The organism is Bacteroides sp., assembly GCF_029057325.1.
In the GTDB taxonomy this organism is placed as follows: domain Bacteria; phylum Bacteroidota; class Bacteroidia; order Bacteroidales; family Bacteroidaceae; genus Bacteroides.
The window spans coordinates 1-21,050 of sequence record NZ_JAICZW010000207.1 but is presented as its reverse complement, the minus strand read 5'-3'; the positions used below and the strand labels follow the sequence as shown (position 1 = coordinate 21,050).

Sequence of the window (21,050 nt, the reverse complement as noted above, 5' to 3'; positions counted from 1 at the left end):
TGAGGCCCTGAGACTGCCCATCTTATCAGAACGAGCAACTTCGAGACCCCACGCAAATATGACATATTCAATACACCCCACAACGCATCATTGTCCACTCCATAAAAAAAAGTTAACAATCACACTGGGTGAATGATAAGATATAAAAAGCCCCAAAAGCCTCATCGAATGAAGATGTCGCAAATTTAATGATAATTTGAATATAGCATAACTATTCTTCAGAAAACATGAAGAATGCTCTCGCTTTTTTCAAAGAAAGCAGAAGCAGGGAAATCGATAGAGCCCAACGGTTCCCCTGAATGCTCCGCAAGAAGTCTTGCGCTGACAGGATTGAAAATTCTCAGGTTTCAGGACGACACGCAATGTTTTCTCGCCAAAGCCATTCTGCTATTCATCAAATGAGTGATTCTTCATACTCTTAATAGATATAACATCTAAAAGGTAAACGCCTATTCTTTTTTTCCAACAGCAATTGTAGATCATCCATAAAAAACCATCATCCTGCTTGAGCAAATACTAGCAGAAGGTGACATCAACCGCCACTATCAGGAAGCCTGCTGGCAATTAAGCTTATGCTACCTGATGAACAAAGAGAAGCCCAAAGCCGTCAGTTTGCTGCGACAGATTGTGGCAGAGAAGCAGTATCAGGCAGAAAAAGCCTCCTTGCTGCTCCGAAAATTGGAGTAATTGCGCATTTGTTGCATGATTATTACATGATATTGCCAGAAAAAAAGGCAGTTACACAGATTTTTTGTATTTTTGCGCCTCAATTAGCGTATTTTGTAATTCTGTAAATGTAAATAGATAGTATGTTCGATAATTTAAGCGAAAGACTTGAGAGGTCGTTCAAGATTCTGAAAGGTGAAGGAAAAATCACCGAGATCAACGTGGCAGAGACCCTGAAGGACGTGCGTAAAGCACTTTTGGATGCTGACGTAAACTATAAGGTAGCCAAGAATTTCACCGATACCGTTAAGGAAAAAGCATTGGGACAAAACGTGCTCACAGCCGTAAAGCCCAGTCAGTTGATGGTAAAAATCGTGCACGACGAGCTGACCAAGCTTATGGGTGGCGAAACTGCCGACATCAACATCGATGCCAAACCTGCCGTCATCTTGATGTCTGGTTTGCAAGGTTCCGGTAAGACCACCTTCTCCGGAAAACTGGCACGTATGCTGAAGTCCAAGAAAAACCGTAAACCGTTGCTGGTGGCTTGCGACGTATATCGCCCTGCCGCCATCGAACAGTTGCGCGTATTGGCCGAGCAGATTGACGTGCCGATGTATTCCGAACCGAATAGCAAAAACCCGGTAGCCATCGCACAAAACGCCATCCAGGAAGCCAAAGCGAAAGGATATGACTTGGTAATCGTCGATACGGCCGGTCGTCTGGCTGTGGACGAGGAGATGATGAACGAAATCGCCGCCATCAAGCAGGCAATCAATCCGAACGAAATTCTGTTCGTAGTGGACTCAATGACCGGTCAGGATGCCGTAAACACCGCCAAAGAGTTCAACGAACGACTTGACTTCAACGGCGTGGTGCTGACGAAACTGGACGGTGATACCCGAGGCGGTGCCGCCCTCTCCATCCGCACGGTGGTGAACAAACCGATCAAATTTGTGGGTACCGGCGAAAAGTTGGATGCCATTGATCAGTTCCACCCTTCACGTATGGCCGACCGAATCCTCGGCATGGGCGACATCGTGTCGTTGGTAGAGCGTGCACAAGAACAATACGATGAGGAAGAGGCCAAACGCCTGCAAAAGAAGATTGCCAAAAACCAATTTGACTTCAACGACTTCCTGAGCCAGATTCAGCAAATCAAGAAGATGGGTAATCTGAAGGAACTCGCCACTATGATTCCGGGCGTAGGCAAAGCCATCAAAGACATTGACATCGATGACAACGCCTTCAAGAGCATCGAAGCCATCATTTACTCCATGACTCCCAAAGAGCGCAGCAATCCCGCCATCCTGAACGGCTCGCGCCGTCAGCGCATCGCCAAAGGTAGCGGTACGAACATTCAGGAAGTGAACCGCTTGCTGAAACAGTTCGACGAAACCCGTAAGATGATGAAGATGGTGACAGGCAGCAAGATGGGGAAAATGATGATGCCGAAACTAAGAAAATAATGCCTTAGGAGATTGTTTTCAATTTCTTAGAAGTTACCTCTAACAACTCATAAATTCAAACGATATGACACTAATTGATGGAAAAGCGATTTCCGAGCAAGTAAAGCAGGAGATTGCAGCAGAAGTAGCCGAAATTGTGGCTAACGGAGGCAAACGCCCGCATTTGGCTGCCATCCTCGTAGGACACGACGGAGGCAGCGAAACCTACGTTGCCGCCAAAGTAAAAGCATGCGAAGTTTGCGGATTCAAGTCAACCCTTATCCGCTACGAAGCAGACGTGACGGAAGAGGAGTTACTCACCAAAGTTCGTGAATTGAATGAAGATGCCGATGTGGACGGTTTCATCGTGCAACTCCCCTTGCCCAAGCATATCTCCGAACAGAAGGTCATTGAGACAATCGATTATCGCAAAGACGTTGACGGTTTCCACCCCATCAACGTGGGACGTATGTCTATCGGACTGCCTTGTTATGTATCCGCTACTCCCAACGGCATCCTTGAACTTCTGAAACGTTATCAGATAGAAACCTCCGGAAAGAAATGCGTAGTATTGGGACGCAGCAACATCGTTGGAAAGCCAATGGCCGCACTGATGATGCAGAAAGCCTATCCGGGCGACGCGACTGTAACTGTGTGCCACAGCCGCAGCAAGAATTTGGTGAAAGAGTGCCAAGAAGCCGACATCATCATTGCCGCATTGGGACAGCCCAACTTCGTGAAGGCGGAAATGCTCAAAGAGGGTGCTGTTGTCATTGACGTTGGTACCACCCGTGTGCCGGATGCCACCAAGAAATCGGGTTTCAAGCTGACCGGCGATGTAAAGTTTGATGAAGTGGCGCCTAAATGTTCCTTCATCACTCCCGTACCCGGCGGCGTAGGTCCGATGACCATTGTATCTCTTATGAAGAATACATTATTGGCAGGTAAAAAAGCAATCTACCAATAAAGAACATTTCTATAAATTCAGAAAGCTCTCCAAAGGACAACAAACCATCAAAAAGTCCGTTGGAGAGTTTTTTGTATATACCATCCCCCCTATTTTCAGACCTCTCTGTCTTTTTCCTTTCCCTATTTCCTTAAATAGATTATAATGTATTGAAAATCTACATATTATATTATACATTTGTACGATAGAGCTATTTTTTTGTACGATAAAGTCATTGTTTTGTATGATTCGGACAATGCTTTGAATAATAGATTCCGCCTCTTTCTTGTGAAGATAATACTTTTGCTGCCAGAATGTATAACCTCTAAAAATAAGAGTATGAAGAAAATCTTTTTATGCCTTATGTTGGCATGCGGAAGTGTAGCTTATGCAGAGAACTACACTGTAACTTCCCCCAACAACGCAATCTCTGTAAATGTGGAAACCGGAGCAAACACCACCTATTCTGTTAGCTTCAATGGTAAAACTATTTTAAATCCTTCAGCTATTTCCATGACCTTCGACAATGGCGTGGTAATAGGACGGAATATGAAGGTGAACAAAGTGGATCGTTTCTCTAAAAACCAAGTATTAAAACCGGTAGTACGCCAGAAGAGCGCACAGATTGTTGACCATTATAATGAAATGGTATTGAAAGCCGACAAGTATCAGTTGCATTTCCGCGTGTATGATGATGGATTGGCTTATCGCTTCCACACCGACTTCGACGGTTCGTTGAAGGTGCTGAGCGAAGAAGCAACTTTTTGCTTTGCCGAAGATTACGACGTACTCTTTGGCGAAGAGCGCACCATGCTTTCTCCGCAACAGCCTTTGTTCAAACCGTTGAAACTCTCAGAAATCGGTACCGACCGTTTCTGCAGCACTCCTTTCCTTGTTAAACTGAACGAAACAGCCCGTATGTTCATCAGCGAGTCTGATTTGGAGAGCTATCCAGGTATGTTCCTGCGCAAGCAAGGCAAAAACGAATTGGCAGGCAAGTATGCTGCCGTCTCTTTGGAAGACTACAAGACAGACGACCGTCAGATTTTCCCTACCAAGCGTGCCGACTACATTGCTGCCGTAAAAGGCACACGCAACTATCCGTGGCGTGCCCTGATTGTGACAGACAACGATGTTGACCTTATGACCAGCCAGATGATTTACAAATTGGCTCCCGAAGCAGAAGGCGATTTCTCTTGGGTACGTCCGGGTAAAATCGCTTGGGACTGGTACAACGCCCTTATCCTGACCGGTGTTGACTTTAAGTGCGGCATCAACAACGACACCTATAAATACTACATCGATTTCGCTTCTAAGTATGGTATTGAATATGTGGTGCTGGACGATGGATGGTCAGAAGCTTGGGACGTAACCAAAGTAATTCCCGAAATCAACATGGAAGAGCTAGTGGCTTACGGTAAGAAGAAAAACGTAGATCTCATTTTGTGGGTATCCTGGGCTCCCTTCCGTGAAAAAATTGACGAGGCATTCGATAAGTATCAAGAATGGGGTGTGAAGGGTATCAAGATGGACTTCTTCAACCGCGATGACCAAGAAGTTGTTGACTTCTACTACGAAGTGGCCCGTAAGGCTGCCGAACACAAAATGTTGGTTGACTTCCACGGAGCTTACAAACCGACAGGATGGTTGCGTACCTTCCCCAACGTATTGACTTCTGAAGGTGTTGCCGGTTGTGAAAACCACAAATGGGGCAGCTTCGTGACTCCTGCTCACAACGTCACTCTGCCGTTCACTCGTATGGTTGCCGGTCCGATGGACTACACTCCGGGTGCCATGATTAACCTTCATGAGAAGGACCATCAGATTAACTTCAACCTGCCCGCTTCTGTTGGTACACGCTGCCACCAACTGGGTATGTACGTAATATATGAAAGCCCACTGCAGATGTTGTGTGACTCTCCTTCCAACTACCTCCGCGAACCGGAATGCATGGAGTTCCTTTCTCAAGTACCTGTGGTTTGGGATGAAACCCGTGTACTGAAAGCAGCTGTTGGCGAATATGTAGTAGTGGCCCGTCGCAGCGGTGATACTTGGTTCATCGGCGGTATGGCAGGCGCTAAAGGTCAGAAGTTTGAAATTGACCTTGACTTCATCAGCAAGAAGAACAAAACACTGACCTATTGGGAAGATGGTGTAAACGTTGACCTAAATGCCAACGACTTTGCACGTCGCAGCCGCAAGGTACAGCAAGGCAACAAGATTACCATCAATATGTATGATGGTGGCGGATATGTAGCAATTATTAAATAACCTATAGTATTAATTTAAAAATCAGAACTATGAATCTAAACAAATTGCCAAAGTTTTGGGATATGTCAAGACCGAGGCACAGCCACTTGATTTTAGGAGTGACCCTTGCTTCATTGTTTGCAACAAATTTCTGTGCATACGCAGAAGCTACAGCCAAAGGGAATGCAACAACAGCTCCTATTGTAAACCAACAAAAAATAATTACCGGTACTATAACCGATAATTTAGGTGAGACTATTATCGGTGCCAACATTCTTGAGAAAGGAACAACCAATGGCACACTGACCGATTTAGACGGAAAGTTCACATTAACCGTCACCCCGGGTGCCACGATTCAGATTTCTTTCATCGGATATGTGACGCAAGAAATCAAAATCACCAATCAGACAGAACTGAATATCCAGTTAGCAGAAGACGCACAAACCTTGAACGAAGTGGTTGTCGTAGGTTATGGCGTACAACGCAAAGTCACTACTACAGGTGCCGTGGCAAAAGTAGATGGTAAGGAACTGAACAAAATGACAGTAGTCAACGCCACGAAAGCCTTGCAAGGACTTTCTTCCGGTATCACTATCATGGACCGTGGCGGTGCACCGGGTAGCGATGACCCGGAAATATTCCTTCGTGGTGTAGGCACAACCGGTAACTCCAAACCGCTGGTTCTGGTAGATGGAGTCGAAATGTCACTGAGCCAAGTGCCGGCAGCCGAAATTGAAAACATTTCCGTATTGAAAGACGCCGCTTCAGCCTCTATCTATGGTTCGCGTGCAGCCCATGGTGTGATCTTGGTAACTACAAAACGTGGCAAAGAGGGTAAAGTGAAACTCTCCTATGACGGTTCTATCGGTATTCAGGACAGAGCGGTAAAACCGAAAGCCGTATCAGCCCGCGAATACATGACGATGGTGAACGAAGCATTGACCAATGCCGGCAGCCAACCCAAATGGTCGGAAGACGACATGCTGGCAATGGAAAGAGGAAACGACCCGTACAACTACTCGTACACAAACTACATGAACGAGGTATATAAACCTACCTATATCACACAACACACCGTAAACCTAAACGGTGGTAGTGAAATCGGACGCTACTTGGTATCATTCGACTACTTGGATCAACCGGGTCTGACGGACAACACGAACTACAAACGATACAGCTACCGCGTAAACACCGACTTGAACGTAGGAAAATACCTGAAAGTCAGCAGTGACCTTACCTATCGCCATATCGACCGTCTGTGGCCGGAAGCCTTAGGAAGCGCACAGAGCAGTGCCTCCAGTATGACACCGACCGTACCCGTTCGTTATGAAAACGGAAACTACCGTCTGGACTCTCAGAACCAGAATCCTATCTCCATGCTGGATATGAATGTTGTAGGCGAGGACCGCTACAATAAAGACCTGCTCTACGGACAGGTAAAAGCAGAATTAGAACCCATCAAGGATTTGATATTTACCGGTGTGGCTTCTCTGAACGCTTCATGGGACAGAAGAAAAGTTCACTACAAGAACTATCAATACAAGAATGGCGATGATGAGTTTGTATATCAACGCAACAATCCGAACCGTGTTTACGATGCACGCAACAACGATTACCAACTGACATTGCGTTTCCTTGCCAACTACAAGAAACGTTTCAACGAAGTGCACGACTTCTCTGTATTGTATGGTATGGAGCAAATTTCTTATCGCAACTACTACTCAAGCGCCGAGCGTCGCAACCTGATTTCAGACTCTATGCCTGATGTCTCTTTGGGCTCTGCCGACAGCCAGTTTGCATACGGTTATCCCGACATGTGGGGCATCAACTCCTTCTTCGGACGTATCAACTACGGTTACAAGGACAAATACTTGTTTGAGGCCAATGTGCGTAGCGACGGTTCCTCCCGTTTTGCCAAAGGTCACAAGTGGGGTGTGTTCCCTTCATTCTCTGCTGCATGGCGCATCTCAGAAGAGGGGTTCATGAAGAATCAGAAACTTATCAACAACTTGAAACTGAGAGCCTCATGGGGACAAACCGGTAACGAACGAATCGGCGAATTCAAATACATGCCTCAATACAATACCGGCAACTTCGTAGTAGATGGAAATCTGTCAACCGGTGTTTATCAGCAGCAAATGGCAAACCCCAACATCACCTGGGAAACCGTAGAACAATTCAACATCGGTCTGGACTTCTCATTGCTCAACAACTCCATCTATGGTGAACTCGACTGGTACACCAAAGACACGAAAGACATCTTGCTGACATTGGGTATTCCCTACTTCATCGGTTTGGATGCGCCCGAACAAAACGCCGGTGTGGTACGCAACGCCGGTGTGGAAGCCATGTTGGGCTATCGCAAAGAATTCGGCAAATTCTCTTTCAATACTTCGTTCAACTTCTCTTATAACAAGAACGAGTGGATTGACCGCGGCAGCGACAATATGAACATCAGCGACTGGACTATCCAGACTGTAGGTGCTTCACTGAACGCTTTCTACATCTATGAAGCCGACGGACTGATTGCCAATGAAGAAGATCTGGCCGCATACAAAGCCAAATACAAATCTGACCCGCGTGGCATGTCTGCCTTAAAACCCGGTGACGTAAAGTTTGTGGACAAAGACGGAAATGGTACAATTGATCCCAACGACCGTGAGATTTTCCACTCTAACATTCCTAAGTTCACTTTTGGATGGAACATATCCGGCGAATGGAAAGGCTTTGACATCAGCTTGTTGCTTCAAGGATCTGCCGGTGCCAACCGCATGATGTATGGAGAGTGGGTAGAAGGTCCTGCGTATGAAGTATTCGGTGGTGTCCACTTCCGCGACAGATGGACTCCCGAAAACCAAAATGGAAATGCCCAAATGCCGCGTCTGGAAGCTGCCAGCAACCGCAATACGTCCACCTACAACTCATTCTTCCTGAAGAAGACCAACTACCTGCGTCTGAAGAATGCACAGATAGGTTATACATTCAACAAGAATGTCACTTCCAAACTTGGTATCAACCACCTGAGACTCTACCTGTCAGGTTCCAACCTGCTTACATTCAGCAGCCTGTACCAAGGACTTGACCCGGAAGGAAACAGCGGTCGTCTGTACGATTTCCCTGCAACAAAAATTATCAACTTTGGTGTAAACCTTGTCTTCTAATCTTTTAAATAGGTATTATGAATATATATAAAAAATCTCTGCTGTATGGTGCCATGGCACTGACCTTGTGCACCAACAGCGGTTGCAACAGCAACATTGATCTGACTCCGCAAGGATTTATCTCTGTGGATGAATACTTTAAGAGTCCTGCCGACTATGAAAAGTCATTGACGGCTTTGTACAACCGATTCTGCTACGGTGACAACGACCTGTGGATGGACGGTGTAACAGATAACGGTACTGTAACCCATTCCTGGAACAGAGGATACGACTTCAGCCGTGGCTTCGCCACTTCTACAGCAGCCTTTGCACAATATAAATGGGGAGATGGTTATGTAGCCATCAACCGTGCCAACACTGTCATCAACAATATCGACAAATATGCTTGGCCGGGTGGCGAAAGCAACTCCGAACGCAACCGCATCTTGGGTGAAGCCATCGTGGTGCGCGACTACATCTATATGGAACTGGCCGCCCTTTACGGACGCATTATGCTCTACACGGTAAATCCAGAAACCGTTGCCGAAAGTGCTGAAGTAAAACAGACCGAAAGTCCGAAAGAAGTATTCGACTTCATTTTGGAGGATTTGAAAACGGCCATTGCCGGTTTGCCCGAAACTCCGGAAAATAAGTCAAAAATCAGCAAACCGGCAGCCCGTTTACTCCGCGCACGTGCCGCAGCATACGCAGCCGGTTATCTGAATGACAATGCTTACTTCAGCATCACATTAGAAGAGACGGCCGAACTGCTGAAAACAGCACCGGCACAATTGGGCGAATTCGGCAAGCTGTTCACAACAGGTTGTCAAAACGAAGACGAAATAATCATGGTGAAAGACTTCTCAATCGACTATAAAAATGGTTGGGGACAATGGTACAACCAGTCACTCGGCGGTTACTGTGTGACAACCCCTATCAAATCAATGGCGGATGCTTTCGAATATATCGGTGAACGCAATGAAGACATGCCCTACTTAAACAAGGATCCTCGCTTCTATGAAACCATGTATGCCCCCGGTTCTGAATTGAGAAGCGGCTACTTCAACAGTATCCCCAACAATGTGGAAGAAAAAGAGGGAAGATGGTACTTCAAATCTACCGGTGACTATGGTAGCCTGCAAGACAAAAATGTCATCATCGGTGATGTGCTTGCCGAAGGCGGCGGCGGTGAATGGAACAAGACCCAAACCGGTCTGACATGGAAAAAGTACTTTGCCGAATCCGAGACTTGGAGCACTTGGAATGCCTTCGTTATCTTCCGCTATGCCGAAGCTTACCTGCTGAGAGCCGAAGCCTTGATAGAAACCGGTGGAGATGCAAACGAAGCCAAGAGACTGGTAAAAGTTATCCGTGACCGTGCCGGCAACACCAATGACATTGACGAAGCTGTGACTAAGCTCTACAATGGCAGCTTGCGTGACTTGATTCGCAACGAAAGACGCGTAGAGTTTGCTCAAGAAGGTCTCCGCCTCTACGATATCCGCCGTTGGCACATCATGCTGGATGTAATGAACAAACCGATGGAAGGTATCGAATACAACGAATATGATGAGAACGGCGTTAAGACCGGAAAACGCATTGTATTGCAAGTGCCCGGCGGAGAACGTGGAACCTTCACTGAGAAAGACTATTGGTGGCCCATTCCGCAAGCCGAATTAGACTTGAACCCCGGCGTTATCACTCAAAACGACAAGTGGTAATTCCAGTCTGATACATGGATAATGGTTGGTTAAAGACAACCAACTTCCAGATACAAATTGAGCGGATGAAGCGGATTCTTTTTATTCTGTCAATAAAAACAAATCCGCTAATCCGCTAAATTTATATATAAAAGACATTGCAGTCGAACAAGCTTTTACTATATTTGAAATCATTTATTAATAAGACAACGAAATCATGGACTTCAAACGCTTTACATGGGTAGCCGCTCTACTGGCACTTTCCTTTGCACAAACCGACGCACAATCGCGTTGGAAATTAGCCGACAATGGAGGCATCGTATGGAATGTAGCAGCAAATGACAGCCACAACGACCACATCGAAATGAGTGGAAAATCTGTTTCCGTAGTGCTGCGCTACAACATCGACCACAACGGTGCATTTACGCTCAACAAAAGCATGATATGGCCTCTGCTCCGCACCATCCCCAATAACACACACGCCAGCTTGATGCGCCGTTACAACTGGAATCCGCTGGACGGCATCACAGTGAACGGTCGCGCCATGACCGGCGAAAAGGTGACAAACATCTCCTTGAAAGGCATCCTTAACGTAGAAAGCCTGTTTGACCAAGGCTACTACGGACAATGGAAACTGACCCGCACCTATTTCCCCTCGACCGAATTTCCCGCTTTGGTAGAAATGTATCGGATAGAGAATACGGGCAAACGTCCGTTGAACATCGAAATCCCCGAAGAGGCACAAAAATCATATACCAACCCCCAACAAGGAGTAACCGGCTCCTATTGCATTGAAGCCGCCATCGACACCAAAGGATACTTCACACTGCAACCGGGAGAAGCATTGGAGTTCTCCGCACATCTATCGGCTACCCGTGAAGGAGAAGCTCCGGTACGTCCCGATGCAAAAGCCGAAAAAGCGAAACGCGAAGCTCTGGTCGCCTCCCTCATGGACAACCTCGTACTCGACACTCCGGATGAAGTCATCAACCGCATGTTCGCCTTCTCCAAAATCCGCGCCTGCGAAAGCATCTACGAAACACAAGGCGGCCCCATGCACGGTCCCGGCGGTGAATCTTATTATGCGGCCATCTGGGCAAACGACCAAGCAGAGTACATCAATCCCTACTTTCCCTATACCGGATATGATTACGGCAATGCATCGGCTCTGAATTCGTTCAAGCACTTCGCCCGCTTCATGAACGACGAGTGGAAGCCCATCCCTAGTTCCATCGTTGCCGAAGGATTGGACATCTGGAATGGTGTAGGCGACCGTGGCGATGCCGCCATGATAGCATACGGCGCATCACGCTATGCATTGGCCCGCGGCAGCAGGCAAGAAGCCGAAGAGTTATGGCCACTTATCAGCTGGTGCCTGGACTACTGCCACCACAAGCTGAATGAGGGAGGCGTAGTAGCTTCCGATACCGACGAACTGGAAAACCGCTTCCCCTCCGGCGATGCCAATCTCTGCACCTCTTCCTTATATTATGACGCTCTGCTCTCAGCCTCTTATCTGGCAAAGGAACTGGGCAAAGGAAATGCCTCCACCTACCGCAAACAGGCTGCCGAACTGCGTAAAAACATTGAAAGCTACTTCGGCGGCAACGTAGAGGGTTTTGATACCTACATTTACTACAAGGGTAACGACATCCTGCGTTCTTGGATTTGTATTCCATTGACCGTAGGCATCGACGAACGTAAAGACGCCACTATCAACGCTTTGTTCTCGCCAAGATTGTGGACAGAGAACGGACTGCTGACACAAGCCGGAAGCGAAACCTTCTGGGACCGCTCCACCCTCTACGCACTGAGAGGCGTTTATGCCGTGGGCGAAACGGAAAAAGCAACAGACTACCTGCAACGCTACTCCACAACCCGCCTGTTGGGCAATCACGTTCCTTACGCCATCGAAGCATGGCCGGAAGGCGGTCAAAGACATCTGTCTGCCGAAAGCGGATTGTACGGACGCATCATCACCGAAGGCATGTTCGGTATCCGCCCAACCGGATTTAAAGCATTCACGTTGACACCACGGCTGCCGAAAGAGTGGCATGAAATGGCACTGCGAAAAGTGAAAGCGTTCGATTCCGAATTCGACATAGAAATCAACCGCCTGAAGAACAACAAACTCCAAGTAGCTGTGATTCAAGGAACCAAAAAACAGATCTACTCTATCCAACCGGGCAATACGCTCTCCATAAAACTGAAATAATATGATGAAGCAACTTATGTTAACAGGAATGGCAGCCATCTGCTTGGCAGGCTGTTCCTCCTCCCCGAAAGAAAATGTAGTTCAGCAACTGACTGCCGACCAGATTGCCGTATTCACCTCCACGGACAAGCAGATGGAAAATGCTTACAGCTGGGCCAAAAAGACGGCATTGTCATACGCACACGATGAGAACGACCCCGTCGGGAAATGGTACGAAGCCGCCCTGCCCCAACGCGAAGCATTCTGCATGCGCGATGTTTCCCACCAATCTGTGGGAGCACACATGCTGGGACTTGCAGGTCATAACAAAAACATGTTCAGCCGCTTTGCCGAAAACATCTCCGAAGAGAAAGACTGGTGCACCTACTGGGAAATAAACCGCTACAACAAACCGGCACCGGCCGACTACGCCAGCGACAAAGAATTCTGGTATAACCTGAACGCCAATTTCGACGTCATGCAGGCCTGCCTGAAAATGTATGAATGGACAGGCGACAAAGATTACCTGACCGACTCCTGCTTTACCAACTTCTACGACAAATCGGTTTGCGAATATGTGGAGCGCTGGGCCTTGGAACCGGACAAAATCATGAATCGTCCGCCTTATATGAACACTTCCGAAGATTTCAACCCGAACAACAACTTCCATACCTGCCGCGGACTTCCTTCATACGTCGAGAACTTCAGAGGTCTGACCGTAGGTATAGACCTGCTATGCGCCCTCTATGCCGGTTTCAACGCATACGGCACGATAGCCGAGCTGAACGGTGATTCCTCCAAAGCACAAGAAGCCTATCAGAAAGCCGAAGCCTACCGGCGCATTGTCGAAGAGCAATGGTGGAGCGACGAGAACTCCTACTACCAGACTTTCTGGACAAAAGAACAAAAGTTCTTCCGCGGCGAGGGAGTTCCCTTTGTTCTTTGGTTCAACGTCAGCCAAAACACGAAACGCATTCAAGCTACGGTTGAGGACATTCTGAGCAAAGAATGGAACGTGGAAAACATGTCCGCATTCCCGGTATTGTTCTACCGTCTGGGCTACTATGAGGATGCTTATCGTTTCCTGACCAGTCTGCCACAAATGAATCGTTCGGAATATCCCGAAGTTTCGTACGGCATAGTCGAAGGTGTCATCGGCGGCACGATGGGTATCGACGCATCAGCCACCGGCAATGTGGTAACCACGTTGTCACGTCTTCCGATAAACACACAAGAAGCCGAAATCAAGAATGTGCCGGTATTCGATGGCTACATCAGCGTGAAGCATCAAGGGCGAGAAGCCACCACCATCGAAAACCATACCGGAAAAGAGTTGAACTGGATGGCATCCTTTGTGGGAGAATACAAGCAAATCAAAGTGGACGGCAAGGTATATGACGCTACACAGTCTTCCGATGTATTTGGCAACATCTGCTCCGCATGCAGCATCTCATTGCCCGCCGGAACAAGTCTCAAAGCAGAAATAGTAACCCCATAAAACAACAGAAAAATGAAGAAACTGAGTATTTTATTGATGTGCGGCCTGATGGCCTTAACATCTCAGGCGCAACGCAAATTCCAATTGGCTTCGCCAAACGGAAAGTTGGAATCAACCATAACGGTGGGCGAAAAGCTGACCTATAACATCTCTTGCAACGGAAAACTGATATTGGCGGATTCTCCACTCTCCATGACACTGGCAGACGGAACGGTCTGGGGCGACAAAGCCCGGCTGTCCGGCAGCTCCAGACAAGAGGTTGACCGCATGATTCACTCCCCCTTCTATCGCAGCGAGCAAATGAAAGAGAGTTATAAAGGCCTGACACTACGCTTCGCCAAAGGATGGAGTGTAGAGTTCCGTGCTTACAACGATGGTATCGCTTACCGGTTTGCCTCCACCCGCAAAGCCCCCTACCAAATCAGCAACGAAGAGGTGGATTACCGGTTCCCGGCTGATGACATGGCCTTTGTACCCTACGTTGTTCCCAGAAGCGAGGATACCTTCTACAGTGCTTTTGAGAATACCTATACTCATGCCCGGCTGTCCAATCTGGACAAGGAAAAACTGATGTTCCTGCCCTTAGTGGTGGAAGCCGGTGACGGCGTGAAACTTTGCATCACCGAATCGGATTTGGAGAATTTCCCCGGACTCTACCTGTCCGCAGCAAAGGGAAACAACAGCCTGACAGGTGTACATGCCGCTTATCCGAAAGAGAAAAAGCAGGGCGGGCACAACAACCTGCAAATGGTGGTTCAGTCTCGCGAAAACTACATCGCCAAAGTGGAAAGCGCACGTACCTTCCCCTGGCGCATGGCCATCGTAACCACAGAAGACAAAGACCTGGCTTCCAGCAACCTTTCTTACCTCCTCAGCTCCCCTTCCCGCCTTGACGACCTCTCGTGGATTAAACCGGGCAAAGTGGCTTGGGAATGGTGGAATGACTGGAACTTGCACGGAGTGGACTTCAAGACCGGAGTCAACAACGATACCTATAAGGCTTATATAGACTTCGCCGCCGAAAACAAGTTGGAATATGTCATCCTGGACGAAGGATGGGCCGTAAACCTGAAAGCCGACCTGATGCAGGTAGTAGATGAGATAGACCTGAAAGAATTGGTTGACTATGCGGCAGCAAGAAATGTAGGCATCATCCTGTGGGCAGGCTATTATGCCTTCGACAGAGACATGGAGAACCTGTGCCGCCACTATTCGGCTATGGGCATCAAAGGCTTCAAGGTGGACTTCATGGATCGCGATGACCAGGAAATGGTTGCCTTCAACCACCGTGCCGCACAAACTTGCGCCAAATACAAACTGCTGCTCGACCTGCATGGCATGTACAAACCTTGCGGCATGAACCGCACCTACCCCAACGTATTGAACTTCGAGGGTGTGCACGGACTGGAAAACATGAAGTGGAGCACCCCGGAAGTGGACCAAGTGGAATACGACGTGACCGTACCCTTCATCCGCCAGGTGGCAGGTCCGATGGACTACACGCAAGGAGCTATGCGCAACGCATCAAAAGGCAATTACTTCCCCTGCAACTCCGAACCGATGAGCCAGGGAACACGTTGCCGTCAGTTGGCATTGTTTGTGGTGTTCGAGTCTCCGTTAGGTATGCTTTGCGACACACCAAGCAACTATAACCAGGAAAAAGAGTGTACTGACTTCATCGCCGGTGTTCCGACCACATGGGACGAAACCCGTGTATTGGACGCTTGCATAGGCGACTACATCATCACCGCACGCCGCAAGGGAGACACTTGGTACATAGGCGGACTGACCGACTGGACAGCCCGCGACATCGAAGTGGATTGCTCGTTCCTTGGCGACAAGGAGTACAACGGCACCCTGTTCAAAGACGGTGTAAATGCCGAACGCATCGGCAAGGACTACAAGAAAGAGAGTCTCCGCCTGAACAAACAGACCAAATTGAAATTGCATTTGGCACCCGGAGGCGGTTTCGCACTCAAGATACAATAATCCTCACACAGGCTTAACCTGAACCTTATTGCCCTCGTTGCGGACACTCTGCGGCGAGGGTATTTTTTATCGGCATTAAAGTGTCACTTTATCGGCGTTAAAGCGATACTTTATCGGCTTTAAAGTACAACTTTATCCTCAGTAAAGTTTCACTTTAAAAACGATAAAGAAAAAATAAAGTAGGATTTAATTGATTTACAATACAATATAACATACAACATTGAAAAGAGTTTATCCTTATCAAACATCCATTTCCTTTCTCCCGCCTCACGTCTGTCTCATAAAATAAAGCGCCCCCAATCACCGTCTTATTCTAGAAAATATTAATTTTGCAGCCAGATACTATGAGAAGAATTTGTTATGAAAAAACTGATAACCATCTTATTGTGTTTCCTCTGCGGAATAAATACGGTCGTTCAAGGACGGACAAGAATCGTAAGACACTATACCATCAACGAAGGTCTTGCCAACAATGCTGTATATAGCATTGCTCAAGACAAGAAAGGGCGAATGTGGTTTGGAACGATTGACGGCCTCCACAGCTACGACGGGACACGCATCCGCATCTGGCGGGACGGAAACGCATCTTCATTAGGCTCCAACATCTATACCATTATCGAGGACGACCGGCAACAGCTTTGGGTAGGCAGCGATTTCGGATTGTCATTGCTCAATTTGAAAACAGAACAATTCAGTACATTCGACAGACAAACGACTTCCGGAGACAAAATCACTACCCCGGTCACCCGCATCGTACAAGCAAGCGACCAAAGAATCTGGATTGCCACCATGGGGCAAGGTGTTTTCTGCTACACCCCCTCCAGCGGAGAATTGTTGCAATATGCCGCATTGGGCAAAATCAATTCGGACTACATTTATGATGTCATAGAAGACAAATCGGGAACCATTTGGGTGGCGAGCAGCGATGCTGGTATCAGCAAATTGGACCCGATGAAAGAAGGCGCTTTCCAACCCGTAGCCGAAGAGGATGTCAGAAACACCACCACCATTTTTGAAGATGCCGCACAAAATATCTGGGTAGGCAGCCGGAACGACGGACTATATCTGCTGGACAAAAAAAAGAACAGACTGGTGCAGAAACTGGAACCAATCAATTCCAAACGGGTATTCCAAGTGCGTAGCATCGTTGAGCTGTCGCCTGGCGAACTGCTGATAGCCTCCGACGAAGGCCTGACCCGATACAATACACGGACAGAGGAAAAGCAAATCATCCGTTCGGAATCCCATACAGACAACGAACTGAACGACAACTACCTGCAAACCCTGTTTATCGACCGGGAAGAGGGACTTTGGATAGGAACCTACTTCGGAGGGGTGAACTACGTGGCTCCCACTGCCGAAAATTTCCTCCACTACTGCCCGGAAAACACACCCATAGACGGAAAAATACTCAGCGTCTTTGCCAAAGCCGACAACGGCAACCTGTGGCTGGGAACAGACGATGCAGGATTCTTTTACTGGAACCGTACAAAAAACACGTTCAAATCATACAAACCGGACAACTCGCCCGACAGCCCCACATACCACAACATCCATGCCCTGCTGCAAGACGGAGAAAAACTGTACATCGGCATGTACATGGGCGGATTGGACATTCTGGATTTGAAAACGGGAAAGTTCAAAAACCATAAATTCGGCAGAACGCCTCAATCCATGTATGCTTCGAGCGTTTACGCACTCTGCAAGGATTCACGAAAACAGCTCTGGGTGGGCACCCCCTCAGGCTTGAACAAATACCGCCCCGTGACCGATGACTTTGAACGCATCTACGAAGTGCATCCCGCCGACATTTCCTACATCTTGGAAGACAAGCAAGGATTGTTGTGGGTATGCTCGACAAACAAGGGCATCTATCGGCTGGACTCGCTGCAACAACAATGGAAACATTACACAAATCTTCCCACACAGAAAGTGATTACAGCTTGCGAAGACAAGAACGGCAACCTCTGGTTCGGCACAGACGGACAAGGACTGCTGAAATACGACAGCCAACAAGACAACTTCGTGAAACTCCCTCTACCGAAAAACATCCGCGTCATATACAAAATCATCGCCGACAAGGACGAACTTTGGATAACGACCAGCCACGGACTCTATTGCTACCAACCCGAAAGCGGAAACATCCGCACCTACGACAAAAACGACGGATTGCAAGAGAACCAATTCCTGCCCAATTCGGGCATACAATTGGCCGACGGCACCATTTTTATCGGCGGCATCCATGGCTTCAACGAGTTTCATCCGGCAAATATAACACGCAACCCCCGGAAGCCGGTTGTCATCCTGTCCGACTTCCAATTGTTCAACCTGCCTGTAAAAGTAGGTGCTGAAGATTCGCCTCTCACCACCTCCATCACTTATACGGAAAAGCTAAAATTGAAACACCACCACTCCATTTTCAGCCTGTCTGTAGCCACATTGAGCTACATAAACCCTACCAAAAGCCAATACCGTTACAAGCTGGATGGTTTTGAAAAAGAGTGGATTGAAACCAATACCACCCCTCATGTGACCTATACCAACCTCCCGCCGGGGCATTATATCTTCCGCGTGAGCTGCTCCAATGGCGATGGGATATGGCACGAGAACGTTGTCGAACTTCCCATCCGAATACTCCCGCCCTGGTGGGCTTCCGTCCCATGCGTCATACTCTACGTCTGCCTCACCATCGGCATATTGGCCTACGCATACTACCGCATGGTGAAGAAACAGAAGAGACAGCTGGACATCATGACCATAGAAAAGGATAAAGAAATCTATCAGAGCAAAGTAGCCTTCTTCACCCAAATGATACACGAAATCAGAACACCGCTCACGCTGATACTGGCACCGCTGGAAAACGTGATGCGCTCCACAGGAAGCATCCGGGATGCCATGCCCCAACTGATGGTCATCGAACGCAACGGAAAACGATTGCTGAATCTGGTCAACCAATTGATGGACCTCCGCAAAGTGGAATCAGGCGGCATGGATGTCAACCCGGTGAATACAGAAGTCAAAGGCATTCTTTCGTCCATCTACCAGAACTTCTACCTCTCTGCCGAATTGAAACAAATCAAACTCATCCTGAATATGCCCGAAGGCGATTGCTATGCCCTGATAGATTCGGAAGCATTCACCACCGTAGTAACCAATCTGCTATCCAATGCACTGAAGTTCACCGCCTCTCACATCTGGATGGACCTGCTATGCACAGAAGACCGGAAACTGGAGTTGCGGGTAAAAGACAACGGACAAGGAATTGCGGCAGAAGAACAGGAAAAGATTTTCTCCGCCTTTTACCAAATCAAGAAGAATCAACCGAGCGACAACATCGGCACAGGTGTCGGGCTGTTATTGGTCAAAAAATTAGTAGGCTTGATGCACGGTGAACTGAAATTAGAGAGTGAACCCGGCATGGGTTCTACCTTTATCATACGATTCAAACAGAGCGAGAGCGAGAACGAGAACGAAACTACCGCCCTCCCGAAGCAAGCACTATCCTTGCCCGAAGCCCTCACGGAAGAAGAAAATCCGAACCACCATCACTTACTGATAGTGGATGATAATCAAGACCTGCGGGAGTATCTGCGCGACCTCCTCTCTCCTATCTATAAAATCAGCTGCGCCACGAATGGCAAGGAAGCACTCGAGCTATTGGAAAAACAGCATCCCGACCTTGTCATCAGCGACGTAATGATGCCTGTCATGGACGGTATGGAACTTTGTAAACGAATGAAACAAAACCTACAGACCAGCCACATCCCGGTAGTGCTGTTAAGCGCCAAAGTAGATACCAACGACTACGTGGAAGGCCTGGAGACCGGAGCCGATCTCTACCTTGCCAAACCTTTCTCTTCAGATATCATCAAGGCACAACTACACAGCCTGCTGACCAACCGGGAAAGAATAAAAGGCAGTTATAAAAACGAGCCCATGAGCCATCTGGATATAGTGGCACACTCATCGCTCGACAAAGCATTCCTAAAGAAAATTGCTACGATTGTAGAACAACAGATGACCAATTCTGATTTCACCGTGGATGCGCTGGCACAAGAAGTCGGCATTTCCCGCACCGGCCTGTTTACGAAGATAAAAGCCATATCAGGCATGACTCCCAACGACCTGATTCGGCTTATCCGTTTGAAGAAAGCCGCCGAACTATTGTCCCACAAAGATGTCCAAGTGAGTGAAGCTTGCTTCCAAGTAGGCTTTTCATCACCCTCTTACTTCACCAAATGCTTCCAAGCGCAATTTGGAGTATCGCCCACTGAATTTAAACGTATGAAACAAGAAAACGTATGAAAGCAATCCTGCCACTCCTTACTTTATGCCTCACAATCAGCTTATCGGCACAAGAGCGCATCACATTGCTCTTTGTGGGTGACCTTATGCAACATCAGGCACAAATAGATGCCGCACGCACTCCCGATGGCCGGTATGACTATCAATCCTGTTTCGCCCTTGTCAAAGAGCAAATCGCCAGTGCCGACCTTGCCATCGGCAACTTGGAAGTCACCTTGGGAGGCAAGCCCTACAATGGCTATCCCGCCTTCAGTGCTCCCGATGAATACCTCCAAGCCATCAAAGATGCCGGTTTCAACATCTTGATGACAGCCAACAACCATTGTCTGGACCGAGGCAAAAAAGGACTGGAACGCACCATCATGATGTTGGATTCCCTCCAAATACCTTATGCAGGAACATACAAAAATGAAGCAGAGCGTAAACGACGTTACCCGTTGCTCATCAACAAGAAAGGATTCCGTATCGCATTGCTCAACTACACGTATGGCACCAACGGCATCCAAGTCACCGCTCCCCACATCGTCAACTACATCGACAAAGACATCATCCGAAAAGACATCCTGAATGCTCAAGCCTGTCGGCCGGATGTCCTCATAGCCTTTATGCACTGGGGCGATGAATATCAATCACTCCCCAACCGCAATCAAAAAGAATTGGCAGACTGGCTTCTCCAGCAAGGAGTGACCCACGTCATCGGAGCACACCCGCACGTTATCCAACCCATGGAACTACGCACGAACGGTAACCAGCAACACATCGTTGTCTATTCCTTAGGAAACTTCATCTCAAACATGCAAGCAATAAACACCGACGGCGGACTCATTTTCACCATGCAATTAGAAAAATACCCCTTACCCACCCCAATACCGCCGCGACGACCGGCCCCGCGCGACGCCCCCGCCCGTGCTTCA

Annotated in this window: 10 protein-coding genes; all 10 read left to right on the top strand. The window is 47.9% G+C overall.

Going from position 1 to position 21,050, the window contains the following annotated elements:
• Positions 1 to 809 precede the first annotated feature (809 nt).
• Entirely contained in the window at positions 810 to 2,135 is a 1,326-nt protein-coding gene (gene ffh / locus K2G43_RS13350) for a signal recognition particle protein (protein ID WP_297645439.1), read from the top strand.
• A gap of 64 nt (positions 2,136 to 2,199) precedes the next feature.
• Entirely contained in the window at positions 2,200 to 3,081 is an 882-nt protein-coding gene (folD, locus tag K2G43_RS13345; protein ID WP_297645436.1) for a bifunctional methylenetetrahydrofolate dehydrogenase/methenyltetrahydrofolate cyclohydrolase FolD, read from the top strand.
• Positions 3,082 to 3,399: 318 nt separating this feature from the next.
• Positions 3,400 to 5,331 (top strand): glycoside hydrolase family 97 protein, encoded by a 1,932-nt coding sequence (locus tag K2G43_RS13340; protein WP_300156072.1) that lies wholly within the window; start codon positions 3,400 to 3,402, stop codon positions 5,329 to 5,331.
• Between the two features lie 62 nt (positions 5,332 to 5,393).
• Positions 5,394 to 8,471: a TonB-dependent receptor gene (locus K2G43_RS13335; RefSeq protein ID WP_300156069.1), complete on the top strand. Its 3,078-nt coding sequence runs from the start codon at positions 5,394 to 5,396 to the stop codon at positions 8,469 to 8,471.
• A gap of 17 nt (positions 8,472 to 8,488) precedes the next feature.
• On the top strand, positions 8,489 to 10,171 hold the full coding sequence (locus K2G43_RS13330) for a RagB/SusD family nutrient uptake outer membrane protein (protein ID WP_300156066.1): 1,683 nt from the start codon (positions 8,489 to 8,491) through the stop codon (positions 10,169 to 10,171).
• Positions 10,172 to 10,367: 196 nt separating this feature from the next.
• Entirely contained in the window at positions 10,368 to 12,365 is a 1,998-nt protein-coding gene (locus tag K2G43_RS13325; RefSeq protein WP_300156064.1) for a hypothetical protein, read from the top strand.
• Between the two features lies 1 nt (position 12,366).
• Positions 12,367 to 13,842, top strand: a complete 1,476-nt coding sequence (locus K2G43_RS13320) for a hypothetical protein (protein ID WP_300156061.1) — start codon at positions 12,367 to 12,369, stop codon at positions 13,840 to 13,842.
• 12 nt (positions 13,843 to 13,854) lie between these two features.
• The gene (locus tag K2G43_RS13315) at positions 13,855 to 15,831 is read left to right on the top strand and encodes a glycoside hydrolase family 97 protein (RefSeq protein WP_300156058.1); all 1,977 of its coding nucleotides are present in this window, start codon (positions 13,855 to 13,857) and stop codon (positions 15,829 to 15,831) included.
• Positions 15,832 to 16,191: 360 nt separating this feature from the next.
• On the top strand, positions 16,192 to 20,136 hold the full coding sequence (locus K2G43_RS13310) for a two-component regulator propeller domain-containing protein (protein WP_300156055.1): 3,945 nt from the start codon (positions 16,192 to 16,194) through the stop codon (positions 20,134 to 20,136).
• Positions 20,133 to 21,050: CapA family protein (locus tag K2G43_RS13305; RefSeq protein WP_300156052.1), on the top strand; the 918-nt coding region annotated here is incomplete at its 3' end. The genes K2G43_RS13310 and K2G43_RS13305, both read left to right, overlap by 4 nt.